15 protein-coding genes are annotated in these 16,174 nt (G+C 52.2%); all 15 read right to left on the bottom strand.

Annotated features, from left to right (window positions below):
- Positions 1–34: 34 nt before the first annotated feature.
- Complete coding sequence (gene tssE / locus ACSVHP_RS07395) at positions 35–490, bottom strand: type VI secretion system baseplate subunit TssE (RefSeq protein WP_447551477.1); 456 nt, start codon at positions 488–490, stop codon at positions 35–37.
- On the bottom strand, positions 490–1,035 hold the full coding sequence (gene tssJ, locus ACSVHP_RS07390) for a type VI secretion system lipoprotein TssJ (protein ID WP_447551476.1): 546 nt from the start codon (positions 1,033–1,035) through the stop codon (positions 490–492). Before tssJ ends, tssE begins: the two co-directional genes overlap by 1 nt.
- Entirely contained in the window at positions 1,013–2,098 is a 1,086-nt protein-coding gene (gene tssG, locus ACSVHP_RS07385; protein ID WP_447551475.1) for a type VI secretion system baseplate subunit TssG, read from the bottom strand. Before tssG ends, tssJ begins: the two co-directional genes overlap by 23 nt.
- The gene (gene tssF / locus ACSVHP_RS07380; protein ID WP_447551473.1) at positions 2,062–3,816 is read right to left on the bottom strand and encodes a type VI secretion system baseplate subunit TssF; all 1,755 of its coding nucleotides are present in this window, start codon (positions 3,814–3,816) and stop codon (positions 2,062–2,064) included. The genes tssG and tssF overlap by 37 nt, the downstream gene beginning before the upstream one ends.
- Positions 3,817–4,014: 198 nt before the next feature.
- Positions 4,015–4,437, bottom strand: a complete 423-nt coding sequence (locus ACSVHP_RS07375; protein WP_447551471.1) for a DUF1240 domain-containing protein — start codon at positions 4,435–4,437, stop codon at positions 4,015–4,017.
- A 54-nt stretch (positions 4,438–4,491) separates the two neighbouring features.
- Positions 4,492–6,087: a type VI secretion system protein TssA gene (tssA, locus tag ACSVHP_RS07370; RefSeq protein ID WP_447551470.1), complete on the bottom strand. Its 1,596-nt coding sequence runs from the start codon at positions 6,085–6,087 to the stop codon at positions 4,492–4,494.
- On the bottom strand, positions 6,087–9,518 hold the full coding sequence (locus tag ACSVHP_RS07365; protein ID WP_447551469.1) for an ImcF-related family protein: 3,432 nt from the start codon (positions 9,516–9,518) through the stop codon (positions 6,087–6,089). Before ACSVHP_RS07365 ends, tssA begins: the two co-directional genes overlap by 1 nt.
- On the bottom strand, positions 9,502–10,572 hold the full coding sequence (locus ACSVHP_RS07360; RefSeq protein WP_447551468.1) for a hypothetical protein: 1,071 nt from the start codon (positions 10,570–10,572) through the stop codon (positions 9,502–9,504). The genes ACSVHP_RS07365 and ACSVHP_RS07360 overlap by 17 nt, the downstream gene beginning before the upstream one ends.
- Before the next feature lie 65 nt (positions 10,573–10,637).
- Positions 10,638–10,895, bottom strand: a complete 258-nt coding sequence (locus ACSVHP_RS07355; protein WP_447551467.1) for a PAAR domain-containing protein — start codon at positions 10,893–10,895, stop codon at positions 10,638–10,640.
- 19 nt (positions 10,896–10,914) lie between these two features.
- The gene (locus tag ACSVHP_RS07350; protein ID WP_447551466.1) at positions 10,915–13,395 is read right to left on the bottom strand and encodes a T6SS phospholipase effector Tle1-like catalytic domain-containing protein; all 2,481 of its coding nucleotides are present in this window, start codon (positions 13,393–13,395) and stop codon (positions 10,915–10,917) included.
- The gene (locus ACSVHP_RS07345) at positions 13,383–13,916 is read right to left on the bottom strand and encodes a DUF3304 domain-containing protein (protein ID WP_447551465.1); all 534 of its coding nucleotides are present in this window, start codon (positions 13,914–13,916) and stop codon (positions 13,383–13,385) included. The genes ACSVHP_RS07350 and ACSVHP_RS07345 overlap by 13 nt, the downstream gene beginning before the upstream one ends.
- A 66-nt stretch (positions 13,917–13,982) precedes the next feature.
- Positions 13,983–14,516: a DUF3304 domain-containing protein gene (locus ACSVHP_RS07340; RefSeq protein ID WP_447551464.1), complete on the bottom strand. Its 534-nt coding sequence runs from the start codon at positions 14,514–14,516 to the stop codon at positions 13,983–13,985.
- Between the two features lie 66 nt (positions 14,517–14,582).
- Entirely contained in the window at positions 14,583–15,116 is a 534-nt protein-coding gene (locus ACSVHP_RS07335) for a DUF3304 domain-containing protein (RefSeq protein WP_447551463.1), read from the bottom strand.
- Between the two features lie 66 nt (positions 15,117–15,182).
- A complete protein-coding gene (locus tag ACSVHP_RS07330) occupies positions 15,183–15,716 on the bottom strand; it encodes a DUF3304 domain-containing protein (RefSeq protein WP_447551462.1) in 534 nt (177 codons plus the stop codon).
- Positions 15,717–15,782: 66 nt separating this feature from the next.
- Positions 15,783–16,174, bottom strand: a 392-nt coding sequence (locus tag ACSVHP_RS07325; RefSeq protein ID WP_447551461.1) for a DUF3304 domain-containing protein, incomplete at its 5' end; no start/stop codon positions are given.

Genomic DNA, 16,174 nt, shown 5'->3' with positions numbered 1-16,174 from the left:
TGTTCATTAACGTCCTGAAGAAAAAGGGCACGGCTTAGAGTTGGGAATTGTGGTCGAGATACTGCTGCTGCTTAAGATGGCGAAGCAGGACGCGTCCCTCAGGCATAAACTCGGTACCGTAGCGCACCAGCCCGACACCTTTGAGTTCGGCATCAATGGCATAGCGAAGCTCGCCCGGTTGCAGCTGTTCCAGCAAAATCACCTTGATGCTTTTCAGGCGCGGCTCGTATTTCAGCAGCACATCCGAAAAGGTGCTCATCAGCTGGTGAGCCGTACCGGGCATCCCCTGAAGGATGCGGGTCATATCCGGCAGACCGTAATCAGGCAGATGTGCCAGCGTACCGGCGCGACAGTTGAGGATCCGCTGCATGTTGTCGAGCACGGAGAGGATCACCTGGTTTTTTTCGTTGATCTGATGAAGGTCGAGACCGCCGGAGAAATTGCCCGAAAGCATTTCATACAGCGAGGGGGTATTGTGTCCCTGCGGCATTAGTCTTCCTTAACCGGTTGTAATATCAGGTGGTTTCTTCCCGCTTCGATAATGCGTGGTTTGTCCGGATCGAGTTCTTCACGCTCAATCACCAGCCTCCAGCTGTTGTTATCCATATCGGGATGGCGGAACAGTCCCACGATAGCGACAAATTGCGCATCGGCTTCCATTGGCACATCAAGGCTGACGTCACCGCCTGGCTTCACCACCACATCGCGGCTGGCCAGCAGATCGTTTTTCAGCAGAGTTTCCCCCTCTTTGAGCAGCTGCTGATAAACGGTTTTGTCGAAATCCTTACGATCCTTCAGCTGGTAAATCCGCACCACGACCGGCTCAGACAACGAATTGTTTTCCCGCGCATCGGTATTCAACTCTTCACGCGCCGTAAAATCTAAATGCAGGATCTTAATTTTCTTATAAAAAACAGAGTTGAAAGCGGATTTCGTTCCATCCGTAACGCTTTGCGTCAGCCCGCAACCTGTCATGTTTACTACCAGCAGAGGCAGCAGCCAGCGGGAGGTCTTAGTCAAACTTATATGCAACACATCGATTTCCTTGTTGTGATTTAGCAGGCTGCAATCCTGAATAATTACCCAGCTCCGTGGTAAAGGTTCGTGGGATATCGTCCGGGAGTACATCCCCTTCAGCCCCCAGCACGCCGTTCATTCCCAGCCAGAACGGACCTTCACCAAGCGGAGGCGCTTTCAGCAAACGCGTACCGATCGTCAGCGTGATTCGGGCCTTAAATCGCCAGCCCAGATAAACCCGCAGCATGACCAGAAAGTCCTGGTAGAGCAGACCATCGGGCTTCCAGCCTTCAGCTTCTTGTTCGTTATCCGTCGTCAGCGCGATCAGCAGCTGACTGTTGGCATCCATCGCCTCATCGCCCAGAGGAGTATTGCCGTCGAGCAAAAAGTCCTTATCGCCATAAAAGCCCAGCGGCTGGCTGATTTCGATTGGACGCAAACAGTAAGGACTCACCCGCACTTGCGTGTGGGGTGCCAGCAAACTCACCAGTGCCTGTACCCCTTCCTGAGTTTTGGCGGGCTGGCGTAACACGCCCAGCAGAGCAAGAAAGCGCGAAACCGGCGTAGCGATGTGATTTGCCGTTCCCGGGATACCCAACCCCACCAGCCCTAACAGGGACTGGGAGATCGTATCCGTCCCCCCTGCTTCAAACGAAGCCGGATAAGAGTATTTGCGCCAGATACGGTAAAACTGCGTCAGAATGCGGTGGCTGAAGATATCGAGAAAGCCCTGTAGCGCCTCGTGCCCTTCCCTGCGCTGGGTGATGTCATCCAGATAGGCGGTCGGGAGCGGAGAATCGACGCCGTACATGCCCATAAAGGTTGTACGAATAACGGGTGGTTTATTCTCATCCTCTTCATCGTATTCCACCGCTCTGAGTTCGCTCCCCGGAAACCCCATACCAGGATGCGGACAAAAGCGTACGGGATCGTCTGAAGGATGACTTGTCGATCCTAAATGCGGCTTACCGGGCTGCCGCTTCTCCAGCAGCTGACAGAACCGATAGAAGTTGATCCGATGAAGATCGGCTTCCAGCCGTGGCGTTAACCGGGAATACGACGATTGTGCTTCTCTTCCCATTCGAGGCGCTCTCCGGTTGGTTGCAGGATAATAATCAGTCGGTTAAACAGGTAGATATCGGTATAGAGTGCGAAGAAGCGACTCAGCATTTCGCCAAACAGACAAATGTCCCCTCGTCCGGCAAAACCATGGCTATCAAGCGTCACTTCAATCTGCACGCCCCGCACCAGATATCCCTGCTCGAATCGCTCTGTTTCACCGTGTTTCACATCGATAATGGCTTCCAGCCGACGGCGGTTCATCTCGCTGTGCGTCCATTCGTACAGGGCCAGCGTGCCGCGCAGGACCTCTGCGTTATCCATCATCGAAAGAAAACCGCTGCCAAGATGGCTCAGCACTCGCCAGTGAAAACGATCCTGATCCGGCGGATAGCATGGCAACGTTGGCGCACAGAGGTTTCGCACCGCAATACTGGCGGATGTGGTTTTCATCACCGTATCCAGCACGGTACTTTGCAATGCGCGACGAGGGAGCTGGCCATTTGTTCCGGTAAGCGTCAGGGACAGGCTTTCATCGGGTGGCACCGTATGGTTGTCAAACCCCTCCCCTCCCAGAATCAGCCAGGTGTTATACAGACCGGACGGGCCACGACGAACGCGCGTGTGGTAGTAATATTCCGGCGCTTCGTGCCGCATCATTCCGCCTTTATGGCGGAAACTTGAGAACGGAACATAGACATGCTGGCTGGACGACATCACAGAATCCACGGCATAGATCTCGGTATGACCATCCTGCACGCGCATCGGACGCAGCATGTATTCCGTCTGCAACGAGTTCAGCGTCAGCGGATCGGACTCCAGCGGGAACAGATTGATAACCGGCACACAGTTCAGACGCAGATGTTTTTCGTTAAAGCTGAAGTCATGCTCCCAGCGCTCTTCAAGGACGACGTCGATTTCAAACCACTGAAGCTGCGCGGGGAAAGCAACCTTCTCCAGACCCCGCAGCCCGGTAAACATGAATTTTTCGCGGAAGGTAAAGTACTCAAGCAGCAATTGATAGCCGCTGAAACTGCTGTCCCCCTTCGGCCATAAACCTTCGTTGTCACCAAAGCCCATGGCGGTAAAATGCCCGTCAAGCGGCCTTCTGTCCGTGTCGCCCGGCATACGTAACCACACTCTGGCGACATTCATGGTAAAGGCTTCGTGCATGGCGCAAGCCAGCGGCGCATCCGCATTGAAATAAAGCGGAATGCAGCTGAGATCGATACGACTCCAGTCGGCCAGATCGCTACAGTTAAAACGTAGCGACACCACAGAACGGCCATCGGGATCGGTGGTTAAACGGACATGCTCAAGTGCGAGCGGCTGAAGGTTAATCTCTTTCGTGGTGCTGTAACGACAACGCGTCGCTTTTTCGCCAATTGGTCGTGAAACCACCTCAAAACCCTTGCTGACGCACATCGGCTCTTTCATCTCGCGCCAGTCAGGGGTGAATTCCACCACCGACATAGATGGAATGGTTCGCAGATAGTGCGGCCATAGCAGGCTGACCAATCCTTCCGTCAGTTCAGGCAGATCGTCGTCGAGCTTTTCACGCAGTCGCCCCATCAGGAAGGCGAATCCCTCAAACAGGCGTTCCACATACGGGTCGCGCGCGCCCGCCTTATCAAGGTTGAGCATTGCAGCCTGCTCAGGATGTGCTCGGGCAAATTCTTCACCGGCTTCGAGCAGGTAGCGCATTTCAGCGTCGTAATAACGCAGGGTTAAATCGTCCATAATAGTTTCTGTTTAGTTAATTTTTACGTTTAATCGGTGAAAAGAAGGCGGGTTTCATCGCGCATAAACGATTCAAACATTCATTAGTGAATTTCGTAATAAGATCGAGGTAGTTATCCACATTGAATAAGTTTTAAAAGAATTCAGTTAAAATGAAAATGCTTATAATGATAACGTAGGACTAATCGTGAACACGCCTCAATTCTTAATACACTGAGAGGGATCTTTAACGTATCGGGTTGCTGTTCCTGGCGTCCAACCCGAAGGAATTCCATTGCAACGCACATACCCCTTGCGAACCAGTTCCTGTGGATACAGCAAGGAAAACAGCACTCCAAATACAATTATTGCAATACAAACCCACTTGAAATAAGAGATATAACAATCCATTTTTTTGAAAGCAAATTCCTTGTCTTTGCAAAGAAACAGAATGAAATAGCAAAGTGGCAAAAACATCACAACTGGCAAAGCAATCAATGCTATTGCCAGCCATGAAAACACAATGTTATTCGCAAAAGAGAAATACGAATAAAAGACATTCCACCCAAGATAAATACACAGAGCAGACAAACCGAAAATAATAATAATAGCAAGGAAAGGTCGGATTTTTGTCTCAAGCATTAGCATAAGCTTCTTTGAATGCTCATCAAATTACCTCTACAACCCTATGTGTTATCAACTGCAAAGAACTACCGCTCGTGCTGCATCCAAAGAAATCAGCCCTGACAGCAATGACTCCATTTCAGGCTGCAAACGCGTTTTATCGGCCTCGCTGCGGCTCGCTTTTGTCCGCAACAGCTTCAGGCGCCGGGCTTTGACTTCAAACATCAGCTCTGGTGTCCACTGTTCAAGCGTAAGCGTGCGGGCGCTGCCGTCGAGCTCGCTCAGCAGATACAGCGCCATGTCATTCTTGCCGTATTGCTCGGTGACGCGGGCCATCAGCAGGCGCATTAACCATCTGTCGCGGGGGGAAGTAAAGCCCGGACGAGTTTGCAGCCAGCCAATCGCTGCGTCGATCCCTTCGCTGTCTGCTTTGGCGAGAACTTCCGGCTCCAGCATCAGTATTTCATCACCTGAAGATGCATTTACGGCAACCGGCTCGCTCTGCCAGCCGTGAACATCATCCAGCACCTTTTCGTTAATCCAGTTCGTTGTGACTTCATCAGCGAAAGGCGTGCCATCGTTGAATGCCAGCGTCTGAAGCCCCGGCAGGCGGGCCAGTAGCCCTTTAAGATCGCGGCAGATAATGTCAGCGCGCACGGTATCGGGATCCAGACGGGTCAGCGCCTGCCACGTATACCACTGCACATCCAGCCACAGATGGTTCACGCCCTGCGCCATCAACATGTCAGTATGCTCAAGCAGTTCTGACCAGCTGTTTTGCAGATAAAGCCGCTTCAGATGGGCTTTGTTATCAGGCTTCGGGGGCACCAGCCGGGTACGCCCGGAAGCATCCAGCGGCGGCAGCTCTGTTAACGTATCCCAGCGGACGCTTTTTAAAAGATGATGCCCCGCCAGCCAGCCACCAGGCTGATCGCGCAGATATTTTGCCAGCACTTTTGTCTGATCGAGCAAATCGCGCCCGGACGTGACGGTGTTCATGACGGGCGCAGAAGAGGACGCTGTAGATGAAGATGGGTTGTCCTCACGGCTGGTCTGCGGCACCAGGCTGTTCGCCCCCCCGCTCTGCACCAGCCTCAGATCAAGCGCGCGATACAGCCCGGCAAGCTCAGGACGGGCCTGCGGATCGAGCGTCTGGAAGCATTTTTCAGCGAGCAGTAGCGATCCCGTGATGCGTTGCATCACAGCCATATCCACTTCGGGATAAAGAGACAGGCTATCCGTCACACGGCTGCTACCCAGCCACTCCAGCGCTGTTTTACAGCTGCGGGCACGCAGAGGATGAAGCTGGCTTCCAAAACGTTCTAACATTGCGGCAAGCAGTTCCAGCCCCTCGGCCAGCCCGGTTTCCCCGTCCTGATGCAGACGGGCCCAGGCATAAAAGGTGACCACGCGCAGATCTTTACTGGTGCTCGTCAGCAGTTTTTCTGCCAGCTGGCAAATCAGCGCGGTATCAATCCCGGAGAGCTTATTAACCTCTTCGCGAATGCGCTGGAAATCATCATCGTATCCCGGATCTTCACCTACCGGCGCGCTACTGTTGACGGGCGACAGCCAGCGCTCCCAGTCTGCGCTTCGCTCCCGCGCCCGATCCATCAACGTATTTTCGTCAACGCCACAGCTGTGGAGTAAATTTTGTAGTAAAGCCATTATTCTTCTCCATCCATGGCAAAGTTGTCGTTGCCTGAAATAGCCTGTGCAGCCACTGTAGGATCCACGCTAAAAATCTGCTCTGGCAGCTTAAAGTTTCTCAGTGCCAGCAGCGCCAGTGGACCATTGCCTAACTGGGAACGCAGTACCCATTGCAGCGTACTTCCGTCCGGGGCGGTGTAGCTCATCATCCACTGACTACGATCGAGCTGCTGACGTTTTCCCTTCTCCAGCCAGCGGATAAAGCCCCAGGTACCGGTGTAATCACCGTAAAGACGAGCTCCTGCGTTGGTTGAAGTCCAGGTCAACATCGTTCCTGGTTTGTAGGTTTCACCTGGCCAGCGGAAGGACTGCCAGTCTGCCATCTGGTTGAAATAGTGAAGCTTCTGTCCATCTATCGTCAGCTGCGTTTCGACAACTTGCGATGCCGGACGGGCCTGAAGCTCAAAGCTGATCCCCTGGCTGCCATCGGTAAAGAGGATATCTGACAGCAGGCTTAGCTGATTAACGGCTTTGAGGAAGGCGGGATTAAACGTCAGCCCCTGGCTATGCGCGTTATCCGGTACCCACTGGCTTCCCTCTTTGTGCAGCACACCGCTGAGTTCCGTCGCCAGGAAGCGGTCAATGCGCCCCGTGTCTTTACGGATAAACTCCGCCAGCATCGGTAATGATGCATCGCTCTTACTGGCCGCAAACGGGAAGCGACCGTCAAAAGCGGTACGCCAGTTTCCCACCACCGAACGACTCCACCTGTCATTGAGGCTGGCTGCGGATGGCTGAAGCACCGTTTCCCATGCCTGGGTCAGGGGCTGAACGAACATCGTATTACCGAAACCGCTCCACTCTTCTCCCAGACTGGCCGCCACAAGGCTCCCGTATTGCTGGGTATCGGTTAAATCTACGCTCTTACCCTGGAAGACAGTTTGAGCCAGGGTTTGCATCATCTCCTGCGGATCTGACGCGCTGGCCACCTGCTGAAGACGCAGACGCACGCGGGTGATTCTGGTCAGATACGTTTGCAGACTCAGCGTGCTGTCAGCAGACATCACGTTTCCGGCGTTGTTTTTTCCCATCAGCGTCAGCAAGGGTCCGAAGGTGTCATCCAGAGGTCCCTGAGGCCCTGCCGCACTCTGGTCAATGGCCGGTTTCTCTTTATTACCCATCAAATCTTTTGCCGACTTGATGATCGAATCGGACAGCCCCTCACGCTTCTGACCGGTCTGTCCCTGCCACGCCAGCGTATTCATTAAGGCAATCAGCGGCGACTGACGAACATCGCTCATCAGGGTTAACTGGTCGGTCACATCGGCGATATTGCTGGTCGGATTCCAGTGAAGGCTGTTGAGGAAGTTAAGCCAGCTACCGGCAAAATCGGTGAAGTAGCGCTGGGTCAGACGTTCTTTCAGCGCTTCCGGCGACATATCAGCCGAAACCGCCTTACGGCTGTCGCTCAGCACCCAGTCAATCTCGTCGCGTCGGGAATTTGCCGCCTTCTCAATGGCCTGCTGAATTCCGCCTTCCCACGCCTGACGGGTAAACATTCCCGGGACCACTTCCTCCGTGGAGAACAGGCGACGGGCATCCGTATTGCTCGTCATGTCTTCCAGCGTCACATCGGCAAAGTTCCGGCGTACTGATCTGAGCATGTTTTCGTACAGCGTCCCTTCGGCGTTGCGACGACCGATCTGCTGCAACAGTACCTGACGACTCTGACTGACCAGAGCAGCATCGGGATTAATTTTCCACTGCGGCTGTTCGGGCAACATATCGATATAAAACGCCCATAAATCCGGCGCAAGGATCTGCCACAACCCGCTTGAAATCCCCATGTGAGCAGGCTGTACGGCTTTCATCGTTTGCGAGTAGAAAGCGCTGTCCGTTTTATCCGGACGAGACATCATCAGCCAGGCCTTGAGCTGGTCATAACCCGGTTTTGCAAGCTGCACTCGCTGGTCGCTGTTAGGCGCAGAGTTAATCAGCGCCGTCAGTTTTTGAACCAGTGCCGCATTAGCCGGATCGCGTATCAGCCTGTTATTCGCCTTGCCATACCAGGGCAGCATCGCCCCGAGCAGCGCCTGATTGTGGTCAAGCCCAAAGCGCTGATACCACGGCGTGCCGTCCTTTATATAGTGCAGCAAAAGCCCGGCATCGTTACGCAGCTCGTAAAGCGACGTCAGCTGATAATCTGAAACAGAAGGATGCTCGACCAGAGAACGCGCTTTGCTTGCGACAGAGGTCATCTGGTGGTAATTCAGGGCAAAGGAGAGCAGCAGTCCGCCGCCCCAGACACCCAGCATCACCATGACGGCCCACGCCAAAGTCTGTTCCCACGCCATTCCCACACGACGGCCGCGAATCCGGGTGCAATCGTCGATAATCCCCTGCCAGGTTCGCGGGAGGATCAGGGCGTGGTTGTGTGCTGGCAAATCAATACGTTGAGGAGACTGGCCGTCTTTGTTAACGGATTCTGGTTCATTGAGTTGACTAAATACCAGCCCTCGCAACGGGATATTACGCTGTGAACTGTACAGCCACGGCATAAGACGAGATGCCCAGAGCTTGCTCTCCCCCTGTTCGAGCCGCTGAGCAAGACGGAGGAGGAAATCGTAGTGGCGTGCTTCAGCAATCTGGGCAATACCCTGTTCACGGAGCTGCGGCAGCAGTTTAGTCAGCTGTTTTTCCACATCTTCCGGGATCGCCCGCAGCGGCAACGAGATCCCGACGGACTGCGGCTCACGGCCTTCCTGCGACCATTCATTACCACACAGCTGCCATAGCCACACAGGGGCAGAGTAACGCAACGCTTCGCTGATTTTCTCCAGCCCGCGCAGATCACTGTCGCTCAATTGCGGAGTGAGCGTTTGCTCTTCGCCAAGTACGCGAATAATGCCATCCAGCGGGCGGCTGCGGCGCAGTTTGCGCAGGGCTGAATATTTGTCGCTTTCTACTTCCGATGCCAGGCTACCACCGTAGATCAATACGGTACGGTCGCCTTCAAGCCACAGCTGCCGCTGAAGGCCTGGAAGAAGTTGCTCAATATTATTTTCATCCCCCGTGACCAAAAGCAGACGCACTTTGCGGCTCCACAACAAGCTGTAGCGCTGGCGCAGATGTTTTTTAATGTCAGAGACAAAAGGCAGATGAGATGATTTTTTCTTTGCGATACGCGCCGGAGAAGGTTCACGAAATACTTTATCCCGAATCATCAAACGAAACGCAATAAAGCCTAGTACTAACGTGCTGAGTGAAATTCCCCAAATGATAAAACAGACCAACATAAGCTGACGGAGCACGGTCCATTCCGTGGAAAGATCTTCTCTCCAGTACCACCAAACCAGCCCGCCTAAAACCACGAGCAGCGTTACAGTAGCAATAAACAACACCGCTGTAGATGCCACAGAAAATTCAGCGGGTTTATTTTCCTTCACCATAAGGTTTTACGATCCCAAGTGCGAGAGTATGTAATGTGTCTTTGGCTATCCAGCCGCAGGGTTCTTGATAATGATGTGCATACAGGGCAGCCAGGCTTAACGTGATTAACATCTCCATCTCACCGGGATTGCCCCAGTTGATATCCTGAATATGGTGAACCACATTCCAGCCGCTTTGTGCCAGCTCCGGTAATTCCGGCTGCGAAAAAAGAATGCACGTTTCTGGCGCATCGTCGATATTGCTTTGCTTTAATGCCCGCTTACTGACGTCAGAGAGCGATCCTTGCTCGTTGATGTTATAAAACTCTCCCCGAGCCAGGCAGACCGGCCCCTCCTTTCTCACAAGCCACAACGCCGCAGACTCACCAGCAGGCTGGACATCGCTAAACGACGCGGTCAGCGACTGGCAACCGGCAACCAGAATTGCGCTATCTGCTGTTAATGTGCTGGATTCAGCAGCAAGAGCTGAGAGACTTGCTTCTCCTCGCCACACGAGCGGCACGTCAGGTAAAGCGAAGTCTGGGAACGTAGCCTGTACTTGTTCACAAAATGCTTGCCATGACAGCAAAGAACCCTGCCAGTAGCATTGTTCTAAAAGAGGAAGGGAGGACTTTACTCTTTGGGCTTGCCATTGCAGTGCCAGCATTTTTGCCAGTTGAACCTCACGTTCATCAGCCGTTCCCTGCATCGTACGCGCGGTACGTAGTGCTTTTCCGCTAGCTTCATATTTCACTTCAGGAAGTCGATGCTCACGTCTGAGTAAACGTAGCCAGTGTCCAATATCTGTTCCGACCGGGCCGAGCAATACCACTTCACTTAAGGAAAAATGTTGCTGATGTTGTTTCCACCATTCCTGACGTTGCTGTTCAACAAGCTGGTCGTAAAGCCTGGCGTTATGGGCAGAGACCCGGTAATAAAGCAGTCGAAGAAGCCATAGCCCGCCTATTACAATCACCGCCCCAATCATTCCCCAGACCGCCATCCCTGTTCCCCTATCAGCGGAATGAAACAACGCCATGCCGCCTCCACCCAGCATTACCAGCAGTGCGCCCATCGATAGCCAGCGCCTGGCATTAGGGGGGCGCACTTCCCGATAAGGGGGATATTCTGGCAACGCTCTCACTGCTCAATTCCAACATCGGGGAAAGAACTGACCAGCGTACAACCACATGCACATCGGTGGCCGTGCAGGGCTACGGGCTGCCCGTCCACTTCCGTTAAGGCACTCCCTTCACTGATAACCGTCATGCCGTGTTTGTTGCACTTCACCGGATCGCCTTTGCAGGCTATGCCTTTGCCAAAGCAAAGATAGTGCCCGCCCATAACCTTACCGCCATACTCCCGTAAGGTATCGCCTTCGCGGATAACCTGTTTCATCTACCTCGCCTTCCTTGTTTTATGCGGTTATGGTCGACTTAAGCGTGTCTGCCCAACTGGAATTAATCGCCGATTTCGCCAGTGCCAGTCGCTGTTCATTTACCCGCTGCGTTTGCTGAGCGACGACCTTACCCGGCTCCAGCGTCGGAGCTTGTAACAGTGCCGCATTCGCCAGCATCGGCAGAGGTTTACCTGAAAGCAGGTCGATTGCCTGGGTTTCCAGATAGAAAGCCCCCATCATCCCGGCAAGCCCCCCGAGTTTCCCTTTCGCGCCTTTTTGTTTAATGATGATGGCAACGCCCCCTGCGAGTGTCGCAGCGCCGACCACCGCACCTGCAATCATTAATGGAGACATTGGCTTACTGCATCTGCCACCAAAATAGATCATGCGATAGAGAAAATAGCTGCCCCAGGGTTCGCGGGCGCCAAATGTGTTGTGCATAAACCAGGCGCGTGAATCGTGGACCTGATCGTCAAAAAGCGCTCGCACCAGCCCGCCAGGCTGTGTTGCATTACTCGCCTCTCCGGCGGCAGGGAAAAGCAGAGCTTTACGCTCGTCAACGAGGGTTTTCATTTTTAACCACTCGCCGTACTCGTTGTCATTGTTCAGCAGGAAAATGGCGTTACTCAGTGCGTCCATACCGTTAAAGATCCAGCTATCGCTGCTAGCCGTCCGGGAAAGGCCGTGATAGTCCTCTCTGAACTCTTCCGCAGCCTCCCGCAACTGCGTCTGCCCGAGAGCGGCATCAAAATCTTTTGGCCCTTGGGGATAGAGAACAAAATCACTGTCTTTTGATTTTCCTGCCTTTAGTTTTTGGCGTTCTTTCTCAACGTCTTTCTGAACCTTATCCCTGGCATCTTCCGATTGCTTTCTGACCAGGGGATCGCTGTCTTTGTCCAAACCGTTTGCAGCAGAGTCAACGTAAAAACGCTGCGTTTTATAGTTGCCTTCGGCATAACGGTTAATGCGCCATGCAGTGATCCAGCCCATCTGATCTTCGAGCTCTTTTTCTAGACTGGAGCGGGCAGGAATAGGTTCGTATGTTGCAGCCTGCTCAGGGGGAATGGGATCCTTGGGTGCAGGCAAATTAAGGGTGAGCTCTCGCCAGGCGTTGAAGCGGTTGATTAATTCCGTTGAAACATAAAATTCCGAAATTACATCAACGTCCATTATTCTCCAGCTATGGCCCTTCAACTCTTTAGGTAAGCTATTTTGAGCTACTTTTAAGGGAGCTCCAGATTCAAAAGCAGAAGAATACATATCATGTAAAGCTATTTGCGATAATAAGTAACCATCATTGTCTCCATTACCTTTTCCTTGATCTCCCGGCGGATATCCTCCGCCTAAATCAGAGTGCATTCCTGGATAAATCACCTCCCGGCTGTAAGGGGGATACTTACCATCCTCACGACAAATCGAATCTAATGGGAAGCACAACCGCTGTTCATGTGAGGAAACTAAGTGGATACACTTTTTAATTAGCCCACCATAGGTTTTATCATTCGGCAATTCTTGCGTGCCATCGGCCCACCCCATATGCCCCTCAGCGAGTGGGGCCACATGCGCCACGCCAACTGAAGCTACGGTATCTAACAACCCCAAAAACTCGACGCTTATCGGAATTTTTAGATCACCAACGGCCAGACACTGTTCGGGTTTATCCTTCCCTTCTTCAGGTTTAGGTAACAGCTCGCAAAGCCAGTTAACAAAGGTTCGGGCAGCGGCCGCCCCGCGAGAAAAACCATATACATAGAGCTTAATTCCCAGCAGTTTCGGCTTATCTGGCGCTATGGGCATTAATGCTTTTTGTAGGTCAGCCGACATCTTTGTCAGCAAATCCTGAAACGTTTCATAGCGGTTAGCACTACCGGTAAGCCCAAACAACACAGCGAAAGTGCCCATCTTTTGTACCGCATCCCAGCATTCTTCATCTGTCATCTTACCCTTACCCATTGTTCGCCTCAGCGCATCAATCAGTCTTAGCAGACCCCAGTTGATCCTTTCTTCACCGTATTTCGCCATTGCTAGCCCCGACGTACTGAAATCCAGATCCATGACCTCAGGGAAAGGGGTTCCAACGCCGGGAATGTAATATTTATAATATTTATCTTCGCTGCTGCCACTGGCATCGAGCAGCTCAGTCTCTTTATTACCCAGGCCACCTGCGTGGCCCTGACCAATAGTTGCGCGAAATAGGCGAGCAATATTAGTTGGATGCGGAACTGCCGTTTTATTTTTACGCTGTTCTTCCCGGGCTATAAACAAATCATTATTCAAATTATTTCCGGTGCCATCAAAAAACAGGCTGATATGCAAAGTCTTACAGCAGGGAGGTTCTACACGGCGTTGGGCGGCGAGGCATAGCTTCTGCCGATGTTCTAACTCCTTCTCATCCTGCTTAGCACAATGTTTCCCCACCAGAGCTTCTTGGGTCGGCAATCGTCCTTGCGCCGGAAAAGCGGGCGGATACCATGCGTTAGAGGATATTATTTCGGACATACTTTCGGCTCCGGCATCTTGATCGGTTCTTTTATCGGGTAGTCCGGGTAACCATAATCTGAACAACTGGTGGTCACTTTTACTTCATCACAGGGCATAAAATGCACCGTAATCCCACAAGTCTTTTGCCCCGTATAGTCAGGCAACGGAACAACCTTGCTGTGTTGCCTATTCAGTGCCTTCATTTTCTTTTCCCAGGCCAGATATTTGGCATCATCTCCAAATCCAGGGAACCCCTCAGAGCCCCCAACTCCGGTTTCCCAGTCGACTCTTACTTTCATATCAGGACGCCACTGTGAGGGCACCCCATAGCAGCATCCGCCGCCGCCGCCCTGATACGGGCCGATAATATCTATTCCCGACTGACCGTCGACGCTAAAATGGTTAATCGCCCATTTGGTATGGTTAATCGCCTCAATGGTTCCACCGCCGCCGCTCCGGGGTTGTGCCTTTGCATCAGGCTGGCTACAGCCCGTAAGCAGCAGCACAGCAAGTAATATGACGCTGTGTGTTAATTTCATTAGATATTCCTTTATTTGATCTTACGAGAATGAGGTATTACTAAAGAGAGAAATACAGGTAACTTGTTATTTTGAGCAGACTGTCGGCTCCGGCATCTTAATCGGCTCTTTTATTGGGTAGTCCGGGTAACCATAATCTGCACAGCTAGTTGTGACTTTTACTTCATCGCAGGGCATAAAATGCACCGTAATCCCACAAGTTTTTAGCCCTGTATAGTCAGGCACAGGAACAACCTTACTGTGTTGCTTATTCAGTGCCTTCATTTTCTTACGCCAAGCGTTGTATTTTTCCCTATCTGCAAAGCCAGGAAAGCCATCCATATCACCTGCACCAGTATCCCAGTCAACTCTTACCTTCATATCTGGATGCCACTGCGAGGGCACCCCGTAGCAGCATCCGCCACCGCCGCCCTGATACGGGCCGATAATATCTATCCCCGACTGGCCGTCGACGCTGAAATGGTTAATGGCCCATTTGGTATGGTTAATCGCCTCAATGGTTCCACCACCGCCGCTCCGGAGTTGTGCCTGTGCATCAGGCTGGCTACAGCCCGCAAGCAGCAGCACGGCAAGTAACATGAAGCTGTGTGTTAATTTCATTAGATATTCCTTTATTTGACCTGACAAAAACGAGTTATTACTTAAGAGAGAAATACAGGCAACCCGTTATTTGGGGCAGACTTTCGGCTCAGGCATTTTAATAGACTCATGAATGGGGTGGCCTGGGTTACCATAAAGCACGCAGCTGGTCGTAACTTTTACTTCATCACAGGGCATAAAATGCACCGTGATCCCACAGGTTTCTTGTCCCGTGTAGTCGGGCACAGGGACAACCTTGCTGTGTTGCCTATTCAGTGCCTTCATTTTCTTTTCCCAGACTAAATACTCATCCCAATTGTCATAGCCAGGAAAACCATCCATATCACCTGCACCGGTTTCCCAGTCGATTCTTACTTTCATATCGGGACGCCACTGTGAGAGCACCCTGTAGCAGCATCCGCCACCGCCGCCCTGATACGGGCCGATAATATCGATTCCCGACTGGCCGTCGACGCTGAAGTGGTTAATCGCCCATTTGGTATGGTTGAAAGCCTTAATGGTTCCACCGCCACCGCTCCGGGGTTGTGCCTGTGCACCAGGCTGGCTACACCCCGCAAGCAGCAGCACAGCAAGTAATATGATGCTGTGTGTAAATTTCATTGGATATTCCTTTATTCGATCTTGCGTAAACGTGGTGTTCCTGGAAGGGGAAATACAGTTAACCCGTTATTTAGGGCAGTCTTTCGGCTCCGGCATCTTAATAGGCTCTTTTATTGGGTAGTCCGGGTAACCATAATCTGCACAGCTAGTTGTGACTTTTACTTCATCACAGGGCATAAAATGCACCGTAATCCCACAAGTCTTTTGCCCCGTGTAGTCTGGCAGAGGTACTATTTTGATGAATTGACGATTATTAGCTGTCATTTTCTTTTCCCAAGCCAAGTATTTGGCCGAATCGGAAAATCCAGGAAACCCTTTAGTGGAAGCCTCTCCTCTTTCCCACTCAATGCGTACTGCAATATCCGGCCTCCACGTTGTGGGTACACCGTAACAACAGCCCCCACCGCCGCCCTGGTAAGGCCCAATGACGTCTATTCCTGATTGACCATCGACGCTGAAATGGTTAATAGCCCATTTGGTATGGTTAATCGCCTCAATGGTTCCACCGCCGCCGCTCCGGGGTTGTGCCTTTGCACCAGGCTGGCTACACCCCGCAAGCAGCAGCACAGCAAGTAACGTGACGCTGTGTGTTAATTTCATTGGATATTCCTTTATTCGATCTGGCGCAAACGCGTTGCCACTGGAGGGGGAAATATACGTAACCAGTTATTTGGGGCAGACTTTCGGCTCCGGCATCTTAATAGGCTCTTTTATTGGGTAGTCCGGGTAACCATAGTCTGAACAGCTAGTTGTAACTTTTACTTCATCGCAGGGCATAAAATGCACCGTAATCCCACAAGTTTTTTGCCCCGTATAGTCAGGTACAGGAACAACCTTGCTGTGCTGCCTATTCAGTGCCTTCATTTTCTTTTCCCAGGCTAAATACTCATCCCATTTGTCATAGCCAGGAAAGCCATCCATATCTCCTGCACCGGTTTCCCAGTCGACTCTTACTTTCATATCAGGACGCCACTGTGAGGGCACTCCGTAGCAGCATCCACCTCCGCCGCCCTGATACGGGCCGATAATATCTATCCCCGACTGGCCGTCGACGCTGA

The organism is Enterobacter sp. 186315, assembly GCF_053290175.1.
The sequence above is the reverse complement of the archived record's forward strand: the minus strand, read 5'-3'. Positions and strand labels throughout refer to the sequence as shown.

Coding starts and splice junctions, on each gene's coding strand:
- tssE (WP_447551477.1), bottom strand. CDS start 490: ATGCCGCAGGGACACAATACCCCCTCGCTGTATGAAATGCTTTCGGGC.
- tssG (WP_447551475.1), bottom strand. CDS start 2,098: ATGGGAAGAGAAGCACAATCGTCGTATTCCCGGTTAACGCCACGGCTG.
- tssF (WP_447551473.1), bottom strand. CDS start 3,816: ATGGACGATTTAACCCTGCGTTATTACGACGCTGAAATGCGCTACCTG.
- ACSVHP_RS07375 (WP_447551471.1), bottom strand. CDS start 4,437: ATGCTTGAGACAAAAATCCGACCTTTCCTTGCTATTATTATTATTTTC.
- tssA (WP_447551470.1), bottom strand. CDS start 6,087: ATGGCTTTACTACAAAATTTACTCCACAGCTGTGGCGTTGACGAAAAT.
- ACSVHP_RS07365 (WP_447551469.1), bottom strand. CDS start 9,518: ATGGTGAAGGAAAATAAACCCGCTGAATTTTCTGTGGCATCTACAGCG.
- ACSVHP_RS07360 (WP_447551468.1), bottom strand. CDS start 10,572: ATGGGCGCACTGCTGGTAATGCTGGGTGGAGGCGGCATGGCGTTGTTT.
- ACSVHP_RS07355 (WP_447551467.1), bottom strand. CDS start 10,895: ATGAAACAGGTTATCCGCGAAGGCGATACCTTACGGGAGTATGGCGGT.
- ACSVHP_RS07350 (WP_447551466.1), bottom strand. CDS start 13,395: ATGTCCGAAATAATATCCTCTAACGCATGGTATCCGCCCGCTTTTCCG.
- ACSVHP_RS07345 (WP_447551465.1), bottom strand. CDS start 13,916: ATGAAATTAACACACAGCGTCATATTACTTGCTGTGCTGCTGCTTACG.
- ACSVHP_RS07340 (WP_447551464.1), bottom strand. CDS start 14,516: ATGAAATTAACACACAGCTTCATGTTACTTGCCGTGCTGCTGCTTGCG.
- ACSVHP_RS07335 (WP_447551463.1), bottom strand. CDS start 15,116: ATGAAATTTACACACAGCATCATATTACTTGCTGTGCTGCTGCTTGCG.
- ACSVHP_RS07330 (WP_447551462.1), bottom strand. CDS start 15,716: ATGAAATTAACACACAGCGTCACGTTACTTGCTGTGCTGCTGCTTGCG.